Annotated in this window: 19 protein-coding genes; 5 read left to right on the top strand and 14 right to left on the bottom strand. The window is 59.7% G+C overall.

The features are described 5' to 3' along the window. Positions 1–664 precede the first annotated feature (664 nt). From VOI23_RS10660 to hemE, 3 genes are all read right to left on the bottom strand, one after another. The gene (locus VOI23_RS10660) at positions 665–2,356 is read right to left on the bottom strand and encodes an ATP-binding protein (protein ID WP_323784773.1); all 1,692 of its coding nucleotides are present in this window, start codon (positions 2,354–2,356) and stop codon (positions 665–667) included. Positions 2,357–2,876: 520 nt separating this feature from the next. Continuing rightward, entirely contained in the window at positions 2,877–3,194 is a 318-nt protein-coding gene (locus VOI23_RS10665) for an Arm DNA-binding domain-containing protein (protein WP_323784999.1), read from the bottom strand. Between the two features lie 686 nt (positions 3,195–3,880). After that, positions 3,881–4,927: a uroporphyrinogen decarboxylase gene (gene hemE, locus VOI23_RS10670; RefSeq protein WP_323784774.1), complete on the bottom strand. Its 1,047-nt coding sequence runs from the start codon at positions 4,925–4,927 to the stop codon at positions 3,881–3,883. Between the two features lie 131 nt (positions 4,928–5,058). Here hemE and hemC point away from each other — a divergent pair, with 131 nt between their 5' ends. Continuing rightward, positions 5,059–6,015 carry a hydroxymethylbilane synthase gene (gene hemC, locus VOI23_RS10675; RefSeq protein ID WP_323784775.1) on the top strand — a complete coding sequence of 319 codons (957 nt, stop codon included), beginning with the start codon at positions 5,059–5,061 and terminating at the stop codon, positions 6,013–6,015. A 186-nt stretch (positions 6,016–6,201) separates the two neighbouring features. Here the strand turns inward: hemC and VOI23_RS10680 are convergent, their stop codons facing one another. The 8 genes from VOI23_RS10680 to VOI23_RS10715 form a co-directional block, all read right to left on the bottom strand. Beyond that, on the bottom strand, positions 6,202–7,494 hold the full coding sequence (locus tag VOI23_RS10680) for a flavin-dependent oxidoreductase (protein ID WP_323784777.1): 1,293 nt from the start codon (positions 7,492–7,494) through the stop codon (positions 6,202–6,204). A gap of 75 nt (positions 7,495–7,569) precedes the next feature. After that, the gene (locus tag VOI23_RS10685) at positions 7,570–8,970 is read right to left on the bottom strand and encodes an FAD-binding oxidoreductase (protein ID WP_323784778.1); all 1,401 of its coding nucleotides are present in this window, start codon (positions 8,968–8,970) and stop codon (positions 7,570–7,572) included. Positions 8,971–9,031: 61 nt separating this feature from the next. Beyond that, positions 9,032–9,832 carry a 2-oxo-hept-4-ene-1,7-dioate hydratase gene (hpaH, locus tag VOI23_RS10690; protein WP_323784779.1) on the bottom strand — a complete coding sequence of 267 codons (801 nt, stop codon included), beginning with the start codon at positions 9,830–9,832 and terminating at the stop codon, positions 9,032–9,034. Further along, positions 9,829–10,686: a fumarylacetoacetate hydrolase family protein gene (locus tag VOI23_RS10695; RefSeq protein ID WP_323784780.1), complete on the bottom strand. Its 858-nt coding sequence runs from the start codon at positions 10,684–10,686 to the stop codon at positions 9,829–9,831. Before VOI23_RS10695 ends, hpaH begins: the two co-directional genes overlap by 4 nt. Before the next feature lie 68 nt (positions 10,687–10,754). After that, complete coding sequence (hpaD, locus tag VOI23_RS10700; RefSeq protein ID WP_323784781.1) at positions 10,755–11,735, bottom strand: 3,4-dihydroxyphenylacetate 2,3-dioxygenase; 981 nt, start codon at positions 11,733–11,735, stop codon at positions 10,755–10,757. A 22-nt stretch (positions 11,736–11,757) separates the two neighbouring features. Next, a complete protein-coding gene (gene hpaD, locus VOI23_RS10705) occupies positions 11,758–12,609 on the bottom strand; it encodes a 3,4-dihydroxyphenylacetate 2,3-dioxygenase (RefSeq protein WP_323784782.1) in 852 nt (283 codons plus the stop codon). A 53-nt stretch (positions 12,610–12,662) separates the two neighbouring features. Further along, positions 12,663–14,174: a 5-carboxymethyl-2-hydroxymuconate semialdehyde dehydrogenase gene (hpaE, locus tag VOI23_RS10710; protein WP_323784783.1), complete on the bottom strand. Its 1,512-nt coding sequence runs from the start codon at positions 14,172–14,174 to the stop codon at positions 12,663–12,665. A 3-nt stretch (positions 14,175–14,177) separates the two neighbouring features. Then, positions 14,178–14,561 carry a 5-carboxymethyl-2-hydroxymuconate isomerase gene (locus VOI23_RS10715; RefSeq protein ID WP_323784784.1) on the bottom strand — a complete coding sequence of 128 codons (384 nt, stop codon included), beginning with the start codon at positions 14,559–14,561 and terminating at the stop codon, positions 14,178–14,180. A 104-nt stretch (positions 14,562–14,665) separates the two neighbouring features. Here VOI23_RS10715 and hpaR point away from each other — a divergent pair, with 104 nt between their 5' ends. Then, a complete protein-coding gene (gene hpaR / locus VOI23_RS10720; protein ID WP_323784786.1) occupies positions 14,666–15,115 on the top strand; it encodes a homoprotocatechuate degradation operon regulator HpaR in 450 nt (149 codons plus the stop codon). 54 nt (positions 15,116–15,169) lie between these two features. Here hpaR and VOI23_RS10725 read toward each other — a convergent pair whose 3' ends face one another. The 3 genes from VOI23_RS10725 to ubiA form a co-directional block, all read right to left on the bottom strand. Continuing rightward, positions 15,170–15,496: a hypothetical protein gene (locus VOI23_RS10725; RefSeq protein ID WP_323784787.1), complete on the bottom strand. Its 327-nt coding sequence runs from the start codon at positions 15,494–15,496 to the stop codon at positions 15,170–15,172. Next, positions 15,489–17,498, bottom strand: a complete 2,010-nt coding sequence (locus VOI23_RS10730; protein WP_323784788.1) for an OmpA family protein — start codon at positions 17,496–17,498, stop codon at positions 15,489–15,491. Before VOI23_RS10730 ends, VOI23_RS10725 begins: the two co-directional genes overlap by 8 nt. A 62-nt stretch (positions 17,499–17,560) precedes the next feature. Next, on the bottom strand, positions 17,561–18,532 hold the full coding sequence (gene ubiA / locus VOI23_RS10735) for a 4-hydroxybenzoate octaprenyltransferase (protein WP_323784789.1): 972 nt from the start codon (positions 18,530–18,532) through the stop codon (positions 17,561–17,563). Between the two features lie 12 nt (positions 18,533–18,544). On the opposite strand from ubiA, the gene VOI23_RS10740 reads away from it, so the two are divergent. Genes VOI23_RS10740 through VOI23_RS10750 form a run of 3 tightly spaced genes read left to right on the top strand, consistent with a single transcriptional unit; the run spans position 18,545 to position 20,636 of the window. Next, positions 18,545–19,267, top strand: coding sequence for a 16S rRNA (uracil(1498)-N(3))-methyltransferase (locus VOI23_RS10740; protein ID WP_323784790.1), 723 nt, complete (start codon positions 18,545–18,547; stop codon positions 19,265–19,267). After that, the gene (locus VOI23_RS10745; protein WP_323784791.1) at positions 19,264–20,124 is read left to right on the top strand and encodes a GNAT family N-acetyltransferase; all 861 of its coding nucleotides are present in this window, start codon (positions 19,264–19,266) and stop codon (positions 20,122–20,124) included. The genes VOI23_RS10740 and VOI23_RS10745 overlap by 4 nt, the downstream gene beginning before the upstream one ends. Continuing rightward, positions 20,121–20,636, top strand: coding sequence for a hypothetical protein (locus tag VOI23_RS10750; protein ID WP_323784792.1), 516 nt, complete (start codon positions 20,121–20,123; stop codon positions 20,634–20,636). Before VOI23_RS10745 ends, VOI23_RS10750 begins: the two co-directional genes overlap by 4 nt. The last annotated feature ends 38 nt before the right edge of the window (positions 20,637–20,674 follow it).

The raw sequence follows: 20,674 nt of genomic DNA on the forward strand, positions 1-20,674 counted from the left end.
TCGGAAAAGAGGGCTGCAGATGCGTCAGATGCGCCTCGGTCAGCCAGAAGAGATCAGACATGTCACCGCTCGTTTTTCGAACGATGAATCACGCCACCCGGAGGAAATCAATGGGTCCTGACCCTAGGATCAGCTCCCCTTGCGCATAGCCGACATTCATGCTCCGCGCTGCATTTGACACTTCGGGCTCCTAGCGGACTTGCGGCAATGCAGCACCATGATCCTTCACCCGGGTAAGGATGATGCAGCCGCGCGTGACTGCTGCCAGCCCGAAGCGGACAAGGGTATTCTGAAGGTCGGGCGGAGAGCGGTCCTTCACCGCTACTTCTTGACCTTCCCCCAGATCGTGACGGGGGTGGAAAAGGCTAACGGTTTCATCTAGGGGATAGGCTTCCTACCACCCCAGCCATTCACTCGCAGAGCTCGTGAAGTCCTTCTTTCCTTGGGGATTGCCCTCTGGGGCAGTTGACGAATGCCCCAAGCGATGCCCCATACTGGCACCCAACGACAGGTCATTATTCACCCTGCCAACTTGCATCTTGTTGCTGCCCTCTGATCCACAACCGAGAACAGCCGCAAGCAGCTCCCAGATGAATACTGGATCACGAAGACCTCATTTTGTCGCTTACCTGCCCACAGCAACTGAGAGCCGCGCCTGCGAGGGTTACTTGTTTCCGACAGACCACCTCGTTATCTGTTCGTTAAGATCAGAAATACTGAATGGTTTGATCAGAACCCCATCCATACCGGTATCCAAACAGCGATCAATATCGGCTTGCATGGCACTGGCCGTGACGGCAACGATCGGCACTTGAGCTTTTGATCTGTCACTGAGAGACCTGACCTTCTTGGTTAGTTCATACCCGTCCAATATCGGCATTTGGCAATCGGTGAATATCATGTCGAAATCACCGTTTTCATAAAGCTTGATAGCTTCGATGCCGTCAGAAGCGATCTCGTGGTCAATCTCCAGCTTGTCCAGGCAAACTTTGAACAGCCCGCGATTGATCTGGTTGTCTTCGGCGACCAGTATCCGGATTTTCTCAGAGCTATTCCTTGTTTCTCGTTGATCCTCGGACTTTGGTTGTTGATCCACGGGGATTGTACGATCTGCCTCAGGTAGAGGTACTGCAAACCAAAAAGTTGAGCCGACTCCCTCGGCGCTGGAAACTCCAATTTCCCCACCCATGGCTTCAATGATTTTTTTGCAAATCGGCAACCCCAATCCAGTGCCACCAAACTCTACATGAACCGACGTATCCGCTTGGACAAATCGCTCAAAGATTTGATTTTTCCTATTACCGGGAATTCCCACGCCTGTATCTGATATCTCGAAACGAACAACATTCGTATCCGCTTGAACATCCGGGCGCTTCAGAAGGATGCCAACCGATCCTTCGTTGGTAAATTTGATTGCGTTGCCGAGGAGGTTCAATAAAACCTGCTGCAATCTGGGCCCATCTCCGACAGCAAATTCGGGCAAATTCGGGTCGATTTCCTTTTTAAGAGCCACGCCCTTTTGATCAGCGACAGACGCCATTATTGACAACGAGTTGTCGATGATGGTGTCGATCGAGAACGGTTCCGGCTTGATATCTAGCTTCCCAGCCTCAATTTTGGAAAAATCCAATACATCATCGACAAGAGAAGTCAGACTCTGACACGCATTCTGGATGTTATTGAGATACTCCCTTTGCGTCGCGGACAAATCAGTCTCTGATAGAAGCTCGGAGTAGCCCACAAGACCAGTGAGCGGTGTGCGCAACTCATGAGTCACTGACGAAACAAATTCGGTCTTGGCCTTGCTTTCACTTTTGGCTTTCTGATGCGCCCTGCTATGAGCGTCTGCAGTCCAACTTAGCTCAATCTCGTCATCAACGATCTTAGCGAAATTATACATAATCTCTCTGTCACGATCACTCCAATCCCGCTTGTCAGCCGAGTGTACACAGAGCGAACCTATGACCCTGCCTTTGAGGTGGATAGGAACGCCAAGATAAGATGCGATGCCGGTTTCGACAATTGCCAGATGATGTGCGAAACGCGAATCTTTGGGGCCATTACCGATGGCAAGAGGCCTTCCTCCTTTGGCCACAAGCGCGCAAAGAGAATGACTCAATGGTGTTTCGCAGGCGCCGGACGGGTCGTCCAGCAAACTGGCCGCACTTTTGAAGAACTGTCGCTCTTCATCAATTATGGTGACCGTGCACTCATCCGTATCCAAGATGTTCCGGATCATTTTTGTAAGACGATCGAAGCGCGCCTCTCGCTCTTCATCGAACAGGCCGATCCGACGAAGAGTTTCCAAGTGTCCCTCGCCGCCAATTTCATAGCTTTCTAGAGCAACTTCACCCAAAATATAGCGTTCCTTATTACATATCGACGGCCGGTCAAAGGTGGCTGCCTTAATTAAAACCCGATCCTCGTACGGTATGGATGTCGTCAACCTGGCTCAGGTGCCCGAACGGCTCATACGCCTACGGGTTTAGTGCATGACCTTCCTTTGGTCCATCTGAACGCTGATTTCTGAGGTTGAACCGCCCCGATGCCGAGCAACAGGGCATTTATTTAGTTGTCTGGTTCGGTGCCAATGAGAAGGTGGCGGGCGTAAAAAAGGCATAGCATTTCCAGCGCAGCGGAACTCAAAGACAAGTTGGAGAGCGGGCTTCCTGACGAACTAAAGGGCTTGATCGACGTCTTTATGCTGTATGTTTCCAAGAAAACCAAGGTGAACAAGCCTCCGGGGAATGTCGAACGTATACATTCTTGGCCAATTACACCAAAGTCAACTTGGGGCTGTTCGCTCCAGTTTGCAAACTCCGCTTCCTGCGCATAGCCGACCTTGATGCGCAGCGCAGCATGTGGGCTTAGGTCTGCTAGGGCTTGAATGGCCGCTTTAGCCAGTCTGGCACGGAACCTTCGCAGACGCAGCTAAGGTCCGGTTGGCGTTCTTCGACTGGATCAATACCGGAGCTGATCTTGCGTTTCATCTCCAACGCCTTCTTGCGCGCTTCGGCGAGGGATACTTCCGGGTAAGGTCCGAGGCCGATATGTCGGCGGTTGCGTCCAACCGTGCCCCGGAATATCCATGATCTGGCGCCGGTCTCGGTGATGTTTAGGCTCAGGCCCGGAGGGATTCCACCGACTGCGTGGCGGCCTGGTTCCGTCAATCTTTTAACTTGGATTGCCTTCAGCTCTTTGGCCTATTTCGGCAGTTAATGCCACCATCCTTGCCACCAATGATTTCGGCATTGATTGCATTAACCTGCAAGCGCGTGCAAGCGGGTATCTCCGTAATTTGCTAAAAAATAAGAGATAATTTCTACTTTCTGCAGGCGTCTGCACTGTGCAGCAAGTCATCAATGGCGGTTCCTCGGTCCGCCAAATTCCCCAAAAGTGACCGGAAATTTTGTCGATTGGCAGATTGTACCATCAGAAATACGCTATCTTGCACTTGCTTGGTTTCATCGGGACGCCGGTTGGATTAGGCGCTACGTCGTCTCATCGGGAGCGCCCCTGATCTCCGACCTATGAACCTTGATAGCTTTATCTTTCAGGCGGGCCGAAAAATTCGGCATTCGCTGGATTTGCACAGCGCATTTGGGCCTGTCGCGACCTGGCGCGGCGGCTGGCACTGGACATGTTGCGCCTGCCGCCGAAGAGAAGTGTGCGACGCGTAAAGCCGCTCTGGTGGCCGATCTCGCATGATCCACTTGCGTCGCTTCGTACACCGCCATCGACGGCAGCACCGCGCCGAACTGCGCCGCAAATGTAGCGCTAGAATGGGGCTGAAAACAGACCCTGGAATGTCAGCTCGCGCGGTTTTCAACGTTGGAACGACCGCCCATGCACTGTGCCACAGGAGGGGGCAGGCGGCGCTTTAGCGGCCGCGCACCGTATCGACCATCAGTTGCACATTGTCGGGATCGGCATCCGGCGTGATCCCGTGGCCCAGATTGAAGATATGCGGACCCTTCGAGAACGCCTTCACGATGCGGCGGGTCTCATTGATCAGGTCCTGCCCGCCGGAAACCATGTGGCGCGACGCCAGGTTGCCCTGCACGCAGCCATCGACCTGTACGTGTTCGGCCGCCCATTCGGCGGTCACGCTGTCGTCGACAGCGACGCAATCGGCTCCGGTCGCCTTGGCAAACCCGATATACTTATCGCCCGCTTCGCGCGGGAAGGCGATGACCGGGATACCCGGGTGGCGGGCCTTCAGTTCGGCGATGATCTTTTTCGCCGGTTCCAGCGCGTAACGGTCGAAATCCTCGCCCTTCAGCGATCCGGCCCAGCTGTCGAATAGCTTGACCACCTCGGCCCCGGCCTCGATCTGTTTCGACAGGTATTCGATCGTGCCGTCCGTCAGCAGGTCGAGGATGCCTTCGAACACGGCGCGGTTTTCCGCCTTCAGCGCATGCGCCGGGCCCTGATCCTTGGTACCGCGCCCGGCGATCATGTAGGTCGCCACGGTCCACGGTGCACCGGCGAAGCCGATCAGCGTGGTTTCCTTGGGCAACTCGCGCGACAGGATGCGGACGGTTTCATAGACCGGGTTCAGAACCTCGTGGATCGCGTCCTTGTCCTTCAGCGCGGCCAACTCGCTTTCGGTCGTGGTGGTGGACAGGCGCGGACCTTCGCCGGTGACGAACCACAGATCGGCACCCAAAGCCTGCGGCAACAGCAAGATGTCGGCAAACAGGATCGCCGCGTCGAAACCATAACGGCGGATCGGCTGCAATGTCACCTCGGCCGCCAGATCGCTATTGTAGCATAGCGATAGGAAATCCCCGGCCTGCGCCCGGGTGGCGCGGTATTCGGGCAGGTAACGGCCCGCCTGGCGCATCATCCAGATCGGCGGGGTGGGCAGGGTTTCGCCCGCAAGGGCACGCAGGATCAGTTTCTGCTCAGATTTTTGCTCGGGCATCGGGTTTCCTTTCGCTTACCCGGGTTCGTCCCCTTCCCACGCGGGGATGTCAAGCTTTCAGGCCACATATGGCCCAAAGGCCGCAGCAGAGGGGCTTGTCGCTGGCGAAAACGCCGTCTAAGCCTTGGCGCATGACATTGACTTTGCCCAGCCCCGCCTCACCGCTGAAAATCGGCACCCGTGGTTCCCCGCTTGCGCTTGCGCAGGCCCATGAAACGCGCAAGCGCCTTTCCACCGCTTTCGACCTGCCGGAACAGGCGTTCGAAATCGTGGTGATCAAGACCACCGGCGACAACCGCGCGCTGATCGCGGCGGACAAGCCGTTGAAGGAAATCGGCGGCAAGGGGTTGTTTACCAAGGAAATCGAAGAGGCGATGATCACGGGCGCCATCGATATCGCGGTGCATTCGATGAAGGACATGCCGGTGGAACAGCCCGAGGGGCTGCTGCTGGATTGCTACCTGCCGCGCGAAGACGTGCGTGATGCCTTCGTGTCGCTGAAATACGAGACGCTGCAGGATCTGCCCGAGGGCGCGCTGCTCGGCTCGTCGTCGCTGCGCCGCCGGGCGCAATTGCTGCACCGTTTCCCGCATCTGAAAGTGGCCGAATTCCGCGGCAATGTGCAGACCCGGATGCAGAAGCTGCAAGACGGCGTGGCCGACGCGACCTTCCTCGCCATGGCCGGGCTGAACCGGTTGGGTATGGCGGAGGTGGCGCGATCGGGCATCGACCCCGATTATATGCTGCCGGCGGTGGCGCAGGGGGCAATCGGGATCGAACGGCGCGCTGACGATACCCGCGCAGCCAACATGCTGGCGGCAATCCATGACGGCGAAACCGGCCAGCGGTTGGCGGCGGAACGGGCGTTTCTGGAGGCGCTGGACGGGTCATGCGAAACCCCGATTGCCGGGCTGGCGGAACTTGAAGGTGGGACTCTGCGTCTGCGCGGCGAGGTGCTGCGCCCCGACGGGTCCGAGGTGATCGCCGAGGACCGCAGCTGCCCCATCGAGGACGGCGCCGAACTGGGCCGCCAGATGGCCAAGGACATGCTGGCCAAGGCGGGGCCGGATTTCTTCAGCTGGCGGTGAATTTCATCTGCAAGGCCGATCATTCATGAGAATTTAGCCCGGATCAGCGGCGCGTTCCGCGCCACCGGACAGCGCCCGGGGGCCGGGCGCTTCGCCAACGTTTGCGCGATGAATGACCTTTGGATTTGACGGGGCGATAAATTGGCGACCTCACTCGCGCTCGGTCGCTGCCCGGTGCCATGAACGTCAGGCGCCGCTTTCCACCTTTGCCCCTTCCGGGATCGTGCGCTCGGCGCTGTTCAGCTTCTCGATGGCAAACCCGGCGGCGGCCTTGTACTTGGCCATGAACTCGGCGCGTTCCGCGGCCGGGATCACCTTGTCGATATCGTCGAATTCGCCGCCGCAGCGGTCGTTGACCATGTTCAGCAATCCGAACGGCCCCGCGCCCCGGTTGCGCAGGATTAGTTCCGACACCGGGCCGCAGAGTTTGTCATTATAGGCTTCCAGCGCCGCAGCCGTCACCCCGTGTTCCAGCATCGCCACACCCAGTTCACGCGCGTCGATCACCGCCTGGCTGGCCCCGTTCGACCCGGTGGGATACATCGCGTGGGCCGCATCGCCCATCAAAGCCACCGCGCCATCGCGCCAGCTCGATACAGGATCGCGGTCGATCATCGGGTTTTCATAAACCACCTCGGCGCCGCGCAGCAGGTCCGGCACGTTCAGCCAATCATATTCCCAGCCGTCGAAATGATGGGTGAAATCAGACAGTTCCACCTGGCGGAACCAGCCGGTGGTTTCATGCGCCGACGGATCGTCATAGGTCACTTCTGCGATCCAGTTAACCTGCGCCAGTCCGGTTTCGGGATCCGGATGTGAAATCGGATAGATCACCATCCGGTGCTTATGCGTGCCCAAGCCGACGAAGGACGATCCAGTCCTGATCGGTTTTGTCATTGTGGTACCACGCCACATCACAGCGCCGCCCCAGTGAATGGGGGGCTGATCGGGATGCATCTGCGCGCGCACCGCCGAATGAATGCCGTCGGCACCGATCAGGATCGTGCCGGTTTCGCGCGTTTCCGACCCGTCGGCCTGTTCGATGATCGCGGTGACACTTCCATCAGCGTTGTTTTCATAGCCAGTGACACGCTGGCCCAACCGCACCGCGTCCTTGCCCGCCCGTTCGATGAATTTACGGTAAAGCAACATGTGGAACTTGCCGCGATGCACCGCGTATTGTGGCCAGTTGTAGCCCGCCAACTCGCCGCGCGGTTCGGCATAGATGTCATTGCCGTTCAGCCCGACCAGCGCCCATTCCTTCGCCGGGACGCCGACCTGGTCCAGATCATCAGCCCCGATTCCAAGATCGTAAAGTTCGCGTACAGCGTTGGGCTGAATGTTGATCCCCACGCCCAGCGGTCGCAATTCCTTCACCGCCTCGAACACCACGCAAGCCACGCCGATCTGTTGCAGCGTCAGCGCCAGTGAAAGTCCGCCAATGCCGCCACCGGCAATCATCACAACGGGTTGCGACATCTGTTTTCCTCCAAGGTCAAACCTTGGCGGTTTGTAACAAGACATAACTATCTGCGGAAGGCCAAAACCGCCCCGTCAGGGTAGAACCTTGCCGGGGTTCAGAATGCCGTTGGGATCGAGCGCCGCCTTGATCGCCTTCATTGCCTGTAAAGCCACCGGGTTCTTGCGCCGCCGCATCGAGGGCAGTTTCGACGTGCCGATCCCATGTTCAGCCGAAAAGCTGCCGCCCAGATCCAGCACCACATCCTCAACCGCTTCCATGATCGCGTCATGCGTTTCGGGGTCCTGGCTGGCGGGCCAGACGGTGTAATGCACGTTGCCGTCGCCCAGATGCGACACGATGATCGGTTCGGCACCGGGATCGACCTGCGGCAATACGGTTTCCATCCGGGTCAGGAACGTGGCGACCATGTCCACTGGAACAGCGATGTCGTTGACCACGACGGGGCGGCGCGACATGGCAATCTCGGCGGCGGCTTCGCGCCGTTCCCACATTTCCCGTCGCTGCGCTTCGTTCTGTGCCACTACGGCGTCCAGCAGCATGCCTTCTTCGAACATGCTGGACAGCACCTCTTCGAGGTAAGCGGCAATCGGAATTTGCCCGTCGGAGCCAGGAGTGCAATCGCGCGGCGCGGTGGCACCGACTTCGACCAGGATATTGACCTCTTGCGGCTCTTCAAAGGGTTCACGGGCCTCCGGTTTGATCTGGCAATAGACCTCGACATGCTTGCGCGGCATGTATTCGAACGCCTCTACCGCGCCGCCTGTTGCCTGCTGCAGCCGGTTCAGTAGCACCAGTGCATCGGGCAGGGCGGGCACGGCGACCATCGCGGTGGCATAGGCACGCGGCTTCGGATGCAGTTTCAGCACCGCAGCAGTGATGATGCCCAGCGTCCCCTCGGCCCCGATCAGCAGGTGCTTCAGGTTATAACCGGAATTGTCCTTGTGCAGTTCGCTCATGATATCCATGACCTCGCCGGTGGGCAGCACCGCCTCGATCCCCAGAACAAGGTCGCGGGTATTGCCATAACGCAGCACGTTCGATCCGCCCGCGTTGGTCGACAGGCAGCCGCCGATCATCGCCGATCCCTTGGCGCCGAAGGTCAGCGGGAAGATCATCTGTTGCGCCTCGGCGGCGTCATGCAGGGTGGACAGGATCACCCCGGCCTCGACGATAGCAATGCGCGCTTCGGGGCGGATTTCGCGGATATTGTTCATCCGGTCGAGCGACAGCATCACTGCGCCCTCGGCCTTGGTGCCGCCCGACAGCCCGGTATTGCCCGATACGGGCACGATGGCGGTGCCGGTCCGGTTGGCCCATTTAACGATCTGCGACACCTCGGCCGTATTGGCCGGGCGCACCACCGCAAGCGGGTTGAATTGATAGGTTCCGGTCCAGTCCTGCGACCAAGCGGTCAGATCATCCCCGGTCAGTGCGTAAGCGTCGCCGACAATCGCGCGCAGTTCTTCGATCATCCTCATCCTCCCTCAAGGTCTTGCCAGATGACGCATAATCGCGGGCAATGACAAGGGGGCTTCAGGCGAAGCTTATCGCCACCTGCCCAAACCCACCGAAATCGGCCTCGATCACGCTGCCCGACGGCGCCTCCACAGGGCGGACGAAGCTGCCCGACAGGATCACCTGACCGGCTTCGATCCGCTGGCCGTATTGGTCCATCCGTCTTGCTAGCCAGACGATGCCTTCGACCGGATCGTTCAGCACGCCCGCACCCAGCCCGGTTTCCTCGACCTCGCCATCACGGCTGACAATGGCACCGACCCACCGCAGATCGAACGCGTCCACGGCGTGGTGGTCGCGGCCCAGAACCAGCCCGGCATTGGCGGCATTGTCGGAAATGGTGTCGGTGATGATCCGGCTCCGCCCGCTGTCCGGATCGGTGCGCAGGATGCGGGTGTCGAGGATTTCCAGCGACGGCACCACGTAATCGGTCGCCGCGATCACGTCGTCGCGCGTCACGCCGGCCCCGGCCAAAGGCGATTTCATCACAAAGGCGATCTCGGCCTCTATGCGCGGCTGGATGAAGCGGCCCGCAGGCACCTCGCCTCCGGTTTCGAACAGCATGTCGTCCATCAACACGCCGCTGTCTGGGATATCGATATTCAGCGCTTGCTGCATCGCCTTGGAGGTCAGCCCGATCTTCCAGCCGATCACCTTGCGTCCCGCCGCCCGGCGAGCCTCGACCAACGCGGCCTGAACCGCATAGGCATCATCCATCGTCATGCCCGGATATCGCAGCGACAGAAGCCCGATCTGCTTGCCCGTTTGTTCCGCCTGCCACAAAGCGGCGGCGGCCTGTCTGTGTTCCTCCGGCCTCACGCCTCGTCCTCCACCGTATTGCGCAAGGTTCCGATGCCGGTCGCCTCCACTTCGACCACGTCGCCGGGTTTCAGATACCGCGGCGGATCGAAGCGCGCTCCGGCGCCGGTGGGGGTGCCGGTGACGATGATGTCGCCGGGCACCAGCGTGGTGAAGGTGCTGATATAGGCGATTTCCTCGCGGATAGGGAACATCATGCGCGACAATACATCGTCCTGCCGCAATTCGCCATTCACCCGTGTCTGAATCCGCGCCTCGTCCAGCTGCGCGGCATCGGTGAAGGGCACCAGCCACGGCCCGATCGCGCCGGACTTGTCCCAGTTCTTGCCCTGCGTGACGTTGAACTTGGCGTGCCGCACCCAGTCGCGGATCGTACCTTCGTTGCACAGTGTCAGCGCAGCGATGTGGTCATAGGCATCTTCCGCCTTGATCCGCCGCCCGCCGTTGCCGATCACGATCGCGACCTCGCCCTCGTAATCCAGCGTGTGGTTTTCCGGTGGCCGGATCAGCGGGCACTCGTGGCCGGTGAAACTGCGCGGAAACCGCGGGAACAAGGACATGTGTGCGGGCTGCACTGTCCCATCTTTGTATTCAGCATTGCGGTCGGGAAAATTCACCCCGACGCAGATGATCTTTTCGGGCGCCGGCACCGGGATGTCGTAGTGGAAAGTCCCGTTCGGATGGGTCACAGCGCGGTCCTGCACCGCCGCGCCCAGCCGCTCCAAACCGCCCGCCGCGATCACCTCGCGCAATGTCGGCCAGTCAGGGAAATCGGGGGACAGGGCAATGAACCCGTCCTCGACCACCGCACCGTAATATTGCTGACCCTTGGCCTGAACCGTTGCGAATTTCATCTCGATCCCCTGTTTTCTTCTTGGCAAAAGTACTCCCGCCGGAGGCGTCCTGCCCCCGCCACAGGCGCTTACGGCGCGATGATGGGCTGCGCCTTCATCTTCGATGCCCGAACCTTGACGTCCGCGAAGGTGCTGCCATGCTCGAACCAGCTTTTCGGCGCCGGCGCACCCCAAAGGGTCTGCCGCTGCGGGTCCGTCAGGTCCCATTTGATCGGCTCCAGGTCCGGGTCCACGGTCTGGTAATCGGAACAATAGATTTCGATCCGGTGCCCGTCGGGGTCGAGGATATAGAGGAAGAAGGCGTTGGAAATCCCGTGGCGCCCGGGCCCCCGCTCGATATTAGACAGGTATCCGGTGGTGCTCATCAGGTCGAGCAGGTCGATGATGTTCAAGGGCGTCGGCACCCAGAAGGCGGTGTGGTGCAGCCGCGGACCCTTCCCGTTGGTAAAGGCAATGTCGTGGATGCCGCCCTTGCGATGCATCCAGGCGGCCCACAGGTTCCCGCTTTCCTCGTCCTCGGTGTATTCGGTGACGCGGAAGCCCATTTCGTTATAGAAGGCGACGCTTTCGTCGACATCTGGGCTGAAGCAGTTGAAATGGTCGATGCGCAGCGGCTTCACACCGTGATAAAGCGCATATTTCTGGTGGATCGGTTCCAACCGGTCCATCTTGAAATAGAACTCCATCGGCGCGCCGAACAGATCCGTCGTCCGTAAAGTGCGCCCTTGATAGGGTCGCTCGACCCAGTCCACCGGCAATCCCTTGGCCGCGAACCAGTCGTGGGCTTTGTCCAGATCGTCTTCGGAATAAAGTTTGTAGGACAAGTAATTTACTTCCGGCACGTCACCCTTGCGCAGCACCATGCAGTGATGGCCGCGTTCCTCCATCGCGCGCAGGTAAATCACGGTATCTTCCTCGTCGGTGACCTGCAGGCCCAGCGTGTCGACATAGAACGCCCGGGACGCTGCCAGATCGGTGACCATCAGTTCGACATGGCTCAGCCGGACGATATTGAAAGCCGGATAGAGGTTCGGGGCGGGAATGGGCATGTCTGCTCTCCTTGGGGCCCGGTTAGACCGGGAAGATCACGTTTGTCTGGCCGGTGCCGGAGCTGGGGAAATAGTCGGTCACCACTTCGCATTTGCCGTCATATTTGTCCCAGCCAAGCGCGCCGTAAAGCATCGCGGTGTCGTGCATCGACCCTTCGCCGCAGCAGAACTGCGCGTAATCGCCCAGCATCTTCAGGAATGTCGCATGATCGCCGCGCTGCCACATCTCCAGCGCGTGCAGGTCCATCTGCCGGTTGAATTCGGAACTGATGGTGAAGGTGCCGTTATTGGCCGCGTAATCCTTGTTGGCCCAGATTTTATGGGACAGGCTGCCGCTGGCGACCAGCAGCACCTTGCTGTCGCTGGCTTCTACTGCGGCGCGGATCGCTTCGCCAACGATGCGGCTTTCGTCATGCCCATGCACGGTGCACCACGCGGCGACCGACACCACCTTCATGTCGTGTTCGCGGCTCATGAAGCGCATCGGCACCAGCGTGCCGTATTCCAGCTCCAGACTGTCGAGATGATGCGACAGGGTAAAAGCGCCCATCTCGCTGGCCGCCTTGGCGATGGCGTCACCCAGTTCGGGATTACCGTCATAGCCATAGGGCAGGTCCTGGATGAATTGCGGGAATTCGTTCGATGTGAACAGGCCCTCGAACCTTTTGTTGGCGTTGATGTGAAAGCCCGCGTTGATCACCCAATGGGTGTCGCAGATCACCACTGTGTCGACGCCAAGCGCCTTGGCGCGCCGGGCGATTTCACGATGCCCGTCGATGGCGGCCTGCCGCTTGCCCTTGATCGGACCCTCCTGTTCCGACATCAGCATGGTCGGAACATGGGTCATCTTGGCGGCAAGAACGATTTCTCCCATTTGTCTTCCTCCTCCTCGAAGAAACTTTTCACGCGTTTCCTTGGGGTGCCTGATCAGGCACCCAGCCGGGGAATGTGATGCTGGCCGGTGGCCAGGCCGATGTGTTTTTGTTCCATGTAGAATTCAAACGACCAATCGCCGCCGTCGCGGCCTATGCCGCTGGCCTTGACGCCGCCGAAGGGGGTGGGCAGGTGGCGAACGTTTTCACTGTTAACCCAGATCATTCCCGCTTCAAGGCTGTTGGTGAAGCGCAATGCGCGGGTCAGGTCGTTGGTCCAGACATATCCGGTCAGGCCATATTCAACGCCATTTGCAATTTCCAGCGCCTGTTCTTCGGTCTCGAACTGGATCGCGGTCAGGACCGGGCCAAAGATTTCCTCCTGCGCGATGCGCATGTCGCTTTTTGCCTGCGTGAACAACGTCGGGCGCACGTAATAGCCCGGCTGATCCAGCGCTTCGCCGCCCGCCGCGACGGTGGCGCCGTCGGACTTGGCGATGTCGAAATAGGAACAGACCTTGGCGAAATGGGTCTGGTGAATCAGCGGTCCGATCTCGGTCTCAGGGTCCAGTGGGTGTCCGACCTTGATCCGGTTGACCCGCTCGATCAACTTGGTGGCGAACTCCTCGGCGATGCTCGATTGCACCAGCAGCCGCGAGGACGACGTGCAGCGTTCGCCGTTCAGCGAATAGATCATGAAGATCGCCGCATCCAAAGCGCGGTCCAGATCGGCATCATCGAACACAATCACGGGGTTCTTGCCGCCCAGTTCGAAATGCACCCGCTTCAGCGTGTCGGCGCCTTGTTTCATGATCATCGAACCGGTCTTGGATTCCCCGACAAAGGCGATGGCCTTGATGTCGGGATGTTCGGTCAGCGCTTTACCTGCGTCTTCGCCGAAGCCATTGACGAGGTTCCACACACCCGGCGGCAGACCGGCCTCTTCGGCGATTTCCATCAGGATGCGGGCGGTGACAGGGCTGAATTCGGCCGGTTTGTGAACCACCGTGCACCCGGCGGCCAGCGCCGGAGCGATTTTCCAGGTCGACAGCATGAAGGGCGTGTTCCACGGGGTGATCACACCGATCGGGCCGATCGGCACCCGCGTCGTGATGTTCATCAAGGTCGGCGAAACCATGTGCTGACCATCGCGCGCGGTCAGCGCGCGTTCGGCGAAGAAACGGAAATTTTCCGCCCCGCGCAGCGCCGCCTTGGACATGAAACGCAGCGCCTGACCGGTGTCCCAGCATTCGCAGAACGCGATCTCCTCGGCCCGTTTGACAATGCCATCGGCAATCTTGTTCAGGATTTTCTTGCGTTCGGTCGCGGCCATATCGCGCCACGCCGGGAAAGCGGCCTTGGCGGCCTGTGCCGCGGCGTCGATATCGGCAGCATCGGATTTCGCCACGCTACAGATCAATGTTTCATCCACCGGCGAATGGTTTTTGAAGGTTGCGCCGCTTTGCGCGGGCAGGTCTTGGCCAGCGATCCGGTTCAGCACACCGGTTTCGCGGAAACGGGCCAGATAGCTGTTCAGTTTGTCGATATTGGCTTGCAGATCGGACATGGGTCAGCCTTTCAGATGATCGCGTATGGAGCCGGTTTTGGGCGCGAGATCGGCGTCGATGTCGCGCATTTCCAGCGACAGCGCGACAGAGCGGGACGCCATCAGCGGTTTCAGATATGTTTCGATGGCGGTGAAAATGTCTGCGGTGGCACGTTTGCGCGCCTCCAGCGTGCGACCCGCACGCAACCGTATGGAAATGTCGATATAGCCGTGATCGGGATTGCCATCGGCGATGCTGACATGATCAGCGCGAAAGGCACGGACCCTTATCCCGGCCATAGGAAACACGCCGGTGTCTATCGCCGCACGCCGGATCAGGTCGCACAGGGCGGGCCAATCCACCGCCGGTTCCAGATTGGCGGAATAGTCGATTGCGAAATGTGCCATGCTTCCTCCCCTCAATATTATTAACATGTTAAATATAAAAGGAGACCTGCGTCAACCCTCCATCTTGCTCATTTGAAAAAACGAAGGCAAACAACGGTATGGGTATGAACCAGCCAAGACCAACCGAAACGAATCGATCCCTGCCGATTGCCTTGCTGCGCGCGCGGGAAAAGGTCATGGGGCCAATCCGGAATATGTTATCCAATGCCGGTGTCACCGAACAGCAATGGCGGGTGCTGCGGGTGCTGGACGAAATGGGCACGCTGGACCCGACAGAAATCGCCGACCGGTCCTGCCTGTTGCTGCCATCGCTGACCCGAATTCTTCAGACGTTGCAAAGCAAGCAATTGATTCTGCGCGAACCGCACCCTACGGACCGGCGCAAACAGCAAATTTCGATTTCCAAAGCGGGGCGGCAGCTTATCCTGGACAATATGGAAGAAAGCCAGCAACTGACGACCTGGCTTGAGGATGAGTTCGGGCAGGACAAGCTGAATGCGCTACTGGATCTGCTGAACGAACTGGATCAGATGGAACGGCATACGCCGTCCTGACCGCCAAACCCCTGGGGAAAAATCATATCCCGGCGACCGCAATCGCGGGCCGGGTCAGCCCGCGTTCTGTTTTTCGATATAGGCGCGCAGCTCTTCGGCTTCGTGCCGGGCTTCGCGCAGACCGTCCATCGTGGCGGTCAGTTCCGCCTCGGTCTGGGCCAGCTGATTTGTCAGCTCGGCTTCGCGTTGCTGCATATAGGTGATCGCCTGGTCGCGGGTTTCTTCGGCTTCGTGCAGTTCCTGCGCCATGCGTTCCAATTCGCCGATATCGGATTTGGATACACGGGTGAATTTGTGGATCAGCCAATAGGCGAACCAGCCCATGCAGAAGGCCACGAACAAAATGATTGCCGTGGCAATGATGAACTCGGTTCTATTCATTCTGGGTTCCTTCTTCGGCTGTACCGGCCTCGTTCGCGGCATCGTCTTTGGGGTCGTCCGGCGCGTCGGTGGCGTCGTCGGATCCGCCCCCTGCGGTATCCGCAGCTTCGTTTTCAGCGGTATCGCCATCGTCTTGTTCGGCAGTCTCGCTGGCAATGGCTTCGAGCGTGGTTTCGGTTTCAACCACACTCGGTTTGGGGCGGATCAGTTTGAATTCGATCCGGCGGTTGGCGTCGCGGCCTTCTTCGGTTTCATTGCTGGCCACCGGCATGGATTCGCCATAGCCCTTTGCCGTGAATGTCGAGGTTAGAACCCGCCGTTCGCGTAGTGCGTTTAGCACCGCCTGCGCCCGTAGCTGGCTGAGCGCCTGGTTCATGCTTTCGCGGCCCTGGCTGTCGGTATGACCACTGACTTCCATGCGGATTTCGCCGCATTGCTTCAGAATTTCGGAAATGTCGTCCAGCACACCCTGAGCATCGGCATCGGGTGTGTCCGAACCCGGTTCGAAATTGATCTTGCGGGTCTTCAGAATCTCGCCGATCTCTGTTTCGCATTCCTCGGGCGTCGGGATCGACGCGACCGGATCAAGCTTTTCCAGATATTCGACGTGAATGTCGAATTGCGCATCTTCGCCCAGCTTAGCGACCAACAGGCGGGAAATTTCGGCGCTGGCATCCGGTTTGCCTGTCTTGCCGGAGATCGCGATAACGTCAGGTGTTACCGTCGCCACGCCGTGCGACAGGTGCGACAGCGCCTCAAGCCCGGCCAACACCCGCATCGGCCAATTGTCCGGCAATTTGTCATCCAGTCGGGCGGCAACATAGACCGAATCCGAGCCGAACCGTGCCTTGGCATAGCTGTCGGTGGCAGACCGGGCGAGCTCATCGCTTAGCCGGCCACGCAGTTGCACCAGCCCCTCGGGCGACAGGGTGGCGGTGAATTCAGGTGTTCCGCCGGTCTCGACGGTTTTTGGTTTAGGAAGCACCGGATGCAGCGCGAACAGGTCGGGCAGGGTATTTTCCAATTCACCCACCACCCGGTCGAACAGCGCTGGATTTGTGCCTTCCGGTGCGGCCAGAGTGATATCGGCATCTGCGAAAGTCACCGATCCGGCCCCTAATTCGGCGACGCCCGTAATCGCCATTTCGACCGCCTCTGCCCAATGTGGCGACGGCACGCCCAGACCGATGGTGCAGGCAGCCTCGCCCTGCAATCCGGCGGTTTTCGCGGCTGTCAGAATCCGTTTTTGCGCCTTTTCATCCTCAGCCGAACAGGCATCGAACCGGGCCGCCCCGTCTTCGATCACAAAGCGCAGAGTGAACGGGGTGATGACCGGGCGCGGCGCGGATATGTCCAGCGCCAGTTTCAGGTCGCGACCCGCGGTACGCGACAGATCGCGTTCCAGCGTACGTTTGTTGTCGGCGCTATCGGTCATCGCGCGCACGGTGATTGCGCCCGCTTCGACAGAAATCTTTGAACGCGGCAGTTTCCGTAGCGCCTTGAGGGCATAATCGACGCTATCATCCCAACTGTCAGGCATGTCGTAATCAGCGGTCTGCAGCAGGTCCGAAACCGTGGCGTTGCCAGCAATCGATTTGATACTGGCGACCAGTTTTTCGCGGTCCATGTCTGCCGGAACCAGACCGATCAGGGAAATGCCGCTATCATTGCGCAGAATTTCGATGGAAAATCGCGGCGGTTCAATCGAAGCGCTTTCGGCCACCGTCATTTCATCGATCACACGTGCCGCATCGACCACGCTGCCGGCGGTGGATATCGCATTGAACCGTTGCGCTTCGGACGGGGCCTGACCGGTCAGAAAGACCTGAAGCCCATCGGCATGAATCTCGGCCCAGACCAATCCATGATCATCCAGACTGTTGCGTATGGAAAGTTCGGAATTATCTTCGATCACGTCGGCCACGCTTTGCGCGACCACCAATCCTAAAACGGCGGCAATCGCGAAGGGTGCGGTGGTAAGAAAAAGCGAAGACAGGCGCATGGGACCCCAGCAGGTATTTTCAGCTTGTCCAGTTGTTTAGGCGTGCTTGACGCATTGTGCAATCACACGAAGGCGGCACCGGCGAAAAACAGCAAGGGGATCAGTCCGGCATCGCGGTTGGCGCGAAACAGTCGCAGGCAAATCGCGTGATCTTCGGTGTCCAGTTGACGCAATTGCCACACCATGTGGGCCCCAAATGCCCAAGGCCCCAGCAGCGCCAGCAATACGGCAAAGGGCGACCCGTCCCGCCCCGCCATCGCCAGCAGAACCGCCACCGACATCAAAACGACGCCAAGCACCAGAAACCGTTTCAGCCATTGCGGAGTATGGTCCGCAAACAGACGCGCGGTCGACTTCACTCCGATCAGCGCATCATCTTCCTTGTCCTGATGGGCATAGATCGTGTCATAGAACAGCGTCCAGGCGATGCCGCAAAGATACAGAACCACGGCGGCGGGGTGCAGCGATCCGCTATGCGCCACCCAAGCCAGCAAAGCGCCCCAGTTGAACGCGAGTCCCAAAAATACCTGTGGCCACCAGGTGAATCGTTTGGCGAAGGGATAGATGGCGACCGGCAGCAGCGAAATGATGCCCATCACGATGGCGGCCCGGTTGAAGGTCAACAGAATCGCAAGGGCGATCAAAGCCTGCAGCGCCATATAGGCGGCGGCCTGTTTCACGCTGACCTGGCCTGACGGGATCGGGCGCGACCGGGTGCGTTCGACGCTGCCATCAATGCCGCGGTCGGTGATATCGTTCCAGGTGCAACCCGCGCCTCGCATCAGCCAGGCCCCCAATCCGCAGGCGATGAAAATCCACAGATCGGCCAGCCGGGGTTGACCGTCATGCAGGATTGCCAGTGCCAGCCCCCACCAGCAGGGCAGCAACAACAGCCATGTCCCAATCGGCCGGTCGGCCCGTGACAGCCGCAGATAAGGCCGCGACCAGGCCGGGGCAGTGTGATCCACCCAATTGCCGCGCACGGCGTCGGAAACCTGGCCTGCGGACTCTGGCGTCTGGGGATTCTGCGGCATATGAATAGGTCCATGACAATGAAGATCCGCCTCTATGTAGATCATCCGCTGGGGCAGGGGCAAACCATTCCCCTGGACCGCGATCAGGCGCATTACCTATTCGGGGTGATGCGGCAGCAGATCGGTGCGCAGATTGCCCTGTTCAACGGGCGCGATGGCGAATGGCGCGCCGAGGTCACCGAGGCGGGCAAGCGCGGCGGCACCCTGGAATGCCGCGAGCAGACCAGGCCGTTGCAAATGCCGCCCGACCTGTGGTTGCTGTTCGCCCCGATCAAGAAGGCGCGTACCGATTTCATCGTCGAAAAGGCCGCCGAGATGGGGGCCGCCAGGATCATCCCGGTGCAGACCGATTTCACCAATTCCGAACGTATAAGGCAGGATCGGTTGCAGGCCCATGCGGTTGAAGCGGCGGAACAATGCGGCGGCACCTTCGTGCCCGAAGTGACTGACCTGCAGAAACTCGATCGTCTTCTGGCCGATTGGCCGAAGGACCGGAAACTGATGTTCTGTGACGAGGCCGAGGTTGGCGCGGGCAAGGCGCTGGGTGACGCGGGGAACGGACCTTGGGCGATTCTCATCGGTCCCGAGGGCGGCTTTTCCGAACCCGAGCGCAAGCGGCTGCACGGGCTGCCCTTTACCCATGTGGTCAGCCTCGGTCCCCGCATTCTGCGCGCCGACACCGCAGCGGTGGCGGCCTTGACCATGTGGCAGCAGGCGCTGGGAGACTGGCAATGATCAGGGCGGCGCGACCCGGCGAAGAGGCGGCGATTGATGCCTTTCTTACGGCCCATGCGGACAGTTCGATGTTCCTGCGCAGCAATCTGGCCGCACATGGGTTGGACGAAACGGAACATCCGCATGGGACGCGGTTTTACATTACCCCCGCAATTGGAGAGTTCAGCGCTATCTTCGGTCGGACCAATGACGGTTTTCTGATGTGTCAGGCACCACAGGCCGGACCCGAGACATGGCGCGGTTTCGCCGATATTCTGCAAGGGCAGGTGATACTGGGCATGACCGGTGTGGATGGGCAGGTGATGCAGGCGCTTGCGGCCCTCGAACTGCCGTCGGATGCTTTCAGGGTGAATCATTCTGAACCGCTTTACAGGCTGGATCTGGCGCTGGTCCAGGAGCCGCAAGAGGTCACATTGCGGGCACCGACACCGGATGATCTGAATGTGTTGGGCCTGTGGTATGCGCAATATATGCGCGATACAGGGCAGGCAGGCGAAACCGCCGCCGATATCCGCACCGCCATCACCCGCGCGGTCGAAGCGATCGCTGGCGGGCAGGTCCGGCTGCTGATCGAAGATGGCCAGCCGGTGGCGATGACCGGGATCAATGCCCGGGTAGGGGATATGGTGCAGCTGGGCGGCGTGTTTACCCCGCCGGACCGGCGCGGCAAGGGATATGCCCGCAACGCGGTGGCCGCGCAACTGGCGGAGGAACGCAAAACCGGCACCCGTGTGGCGGTCCTGTTTGCCAATAACGCCGCCGCCGCGCGCAGCTACGAAGCGATCGGTTTCAAAAAGGTTGGCACCTACCGGGTCGCGATCCTGAAACGGGCCTGCGAAATCGGAGTCGCAGCATGAGCTTTCTGCGTCCTGAAGCCGCCACCCAGTTGCGCCGTTGGCGCGAGGCGCTGGTCGCGCTGGCGCTGAGCCTGCTGGGGCTTTACTGGGCGCTGACTTCTTTCGGGCTTCTGCAATGGCTGGGATATTTCATTACGGCATTGGGCGCGCTCTGGGTGTTTCTGGCGGTTCGGCGGGCGCGCTTCCGTGTCGGCATGGGCGGGGCCGGGATCGTCGAGGTGGATGAGGGGCGGATCAGCTATTTCGGGCCGCTGGTCGGCGGATCTTTGGCGGTGCCTGGGTTGGTCGCGGTGCGACTGATCCGGCGCGACGATGGCGGGCTGGCGTGGTTTTTGCTGGCACAGGATACCACGCCGCTTAACATTCCCGTGAACGCCGATGGGGCGGAGGCGCTGTACGATGTCTTTGCCACCCTGCCGGGCCTGAATATGCAGGCGCTGTTGAAGGCGCTGAAGCATCCCCCTTCGGAAGATGTGTTGATCTGGCATTCCGAGATGCGCCGGTTGCATTGACTTTGCCGGGAATTGCCCTCAATTCTGCCGGACCTAAG

The organism is Thalassovita sp. (genome assembly GCF_034670005.1).
In the GTDB taxonomy this organism is placed as follows: Bacteria; Pseudomonadota; Alphaproteobacteria; order Rhodobacterales; family Rhodobacteraceae; genus Thalassobius.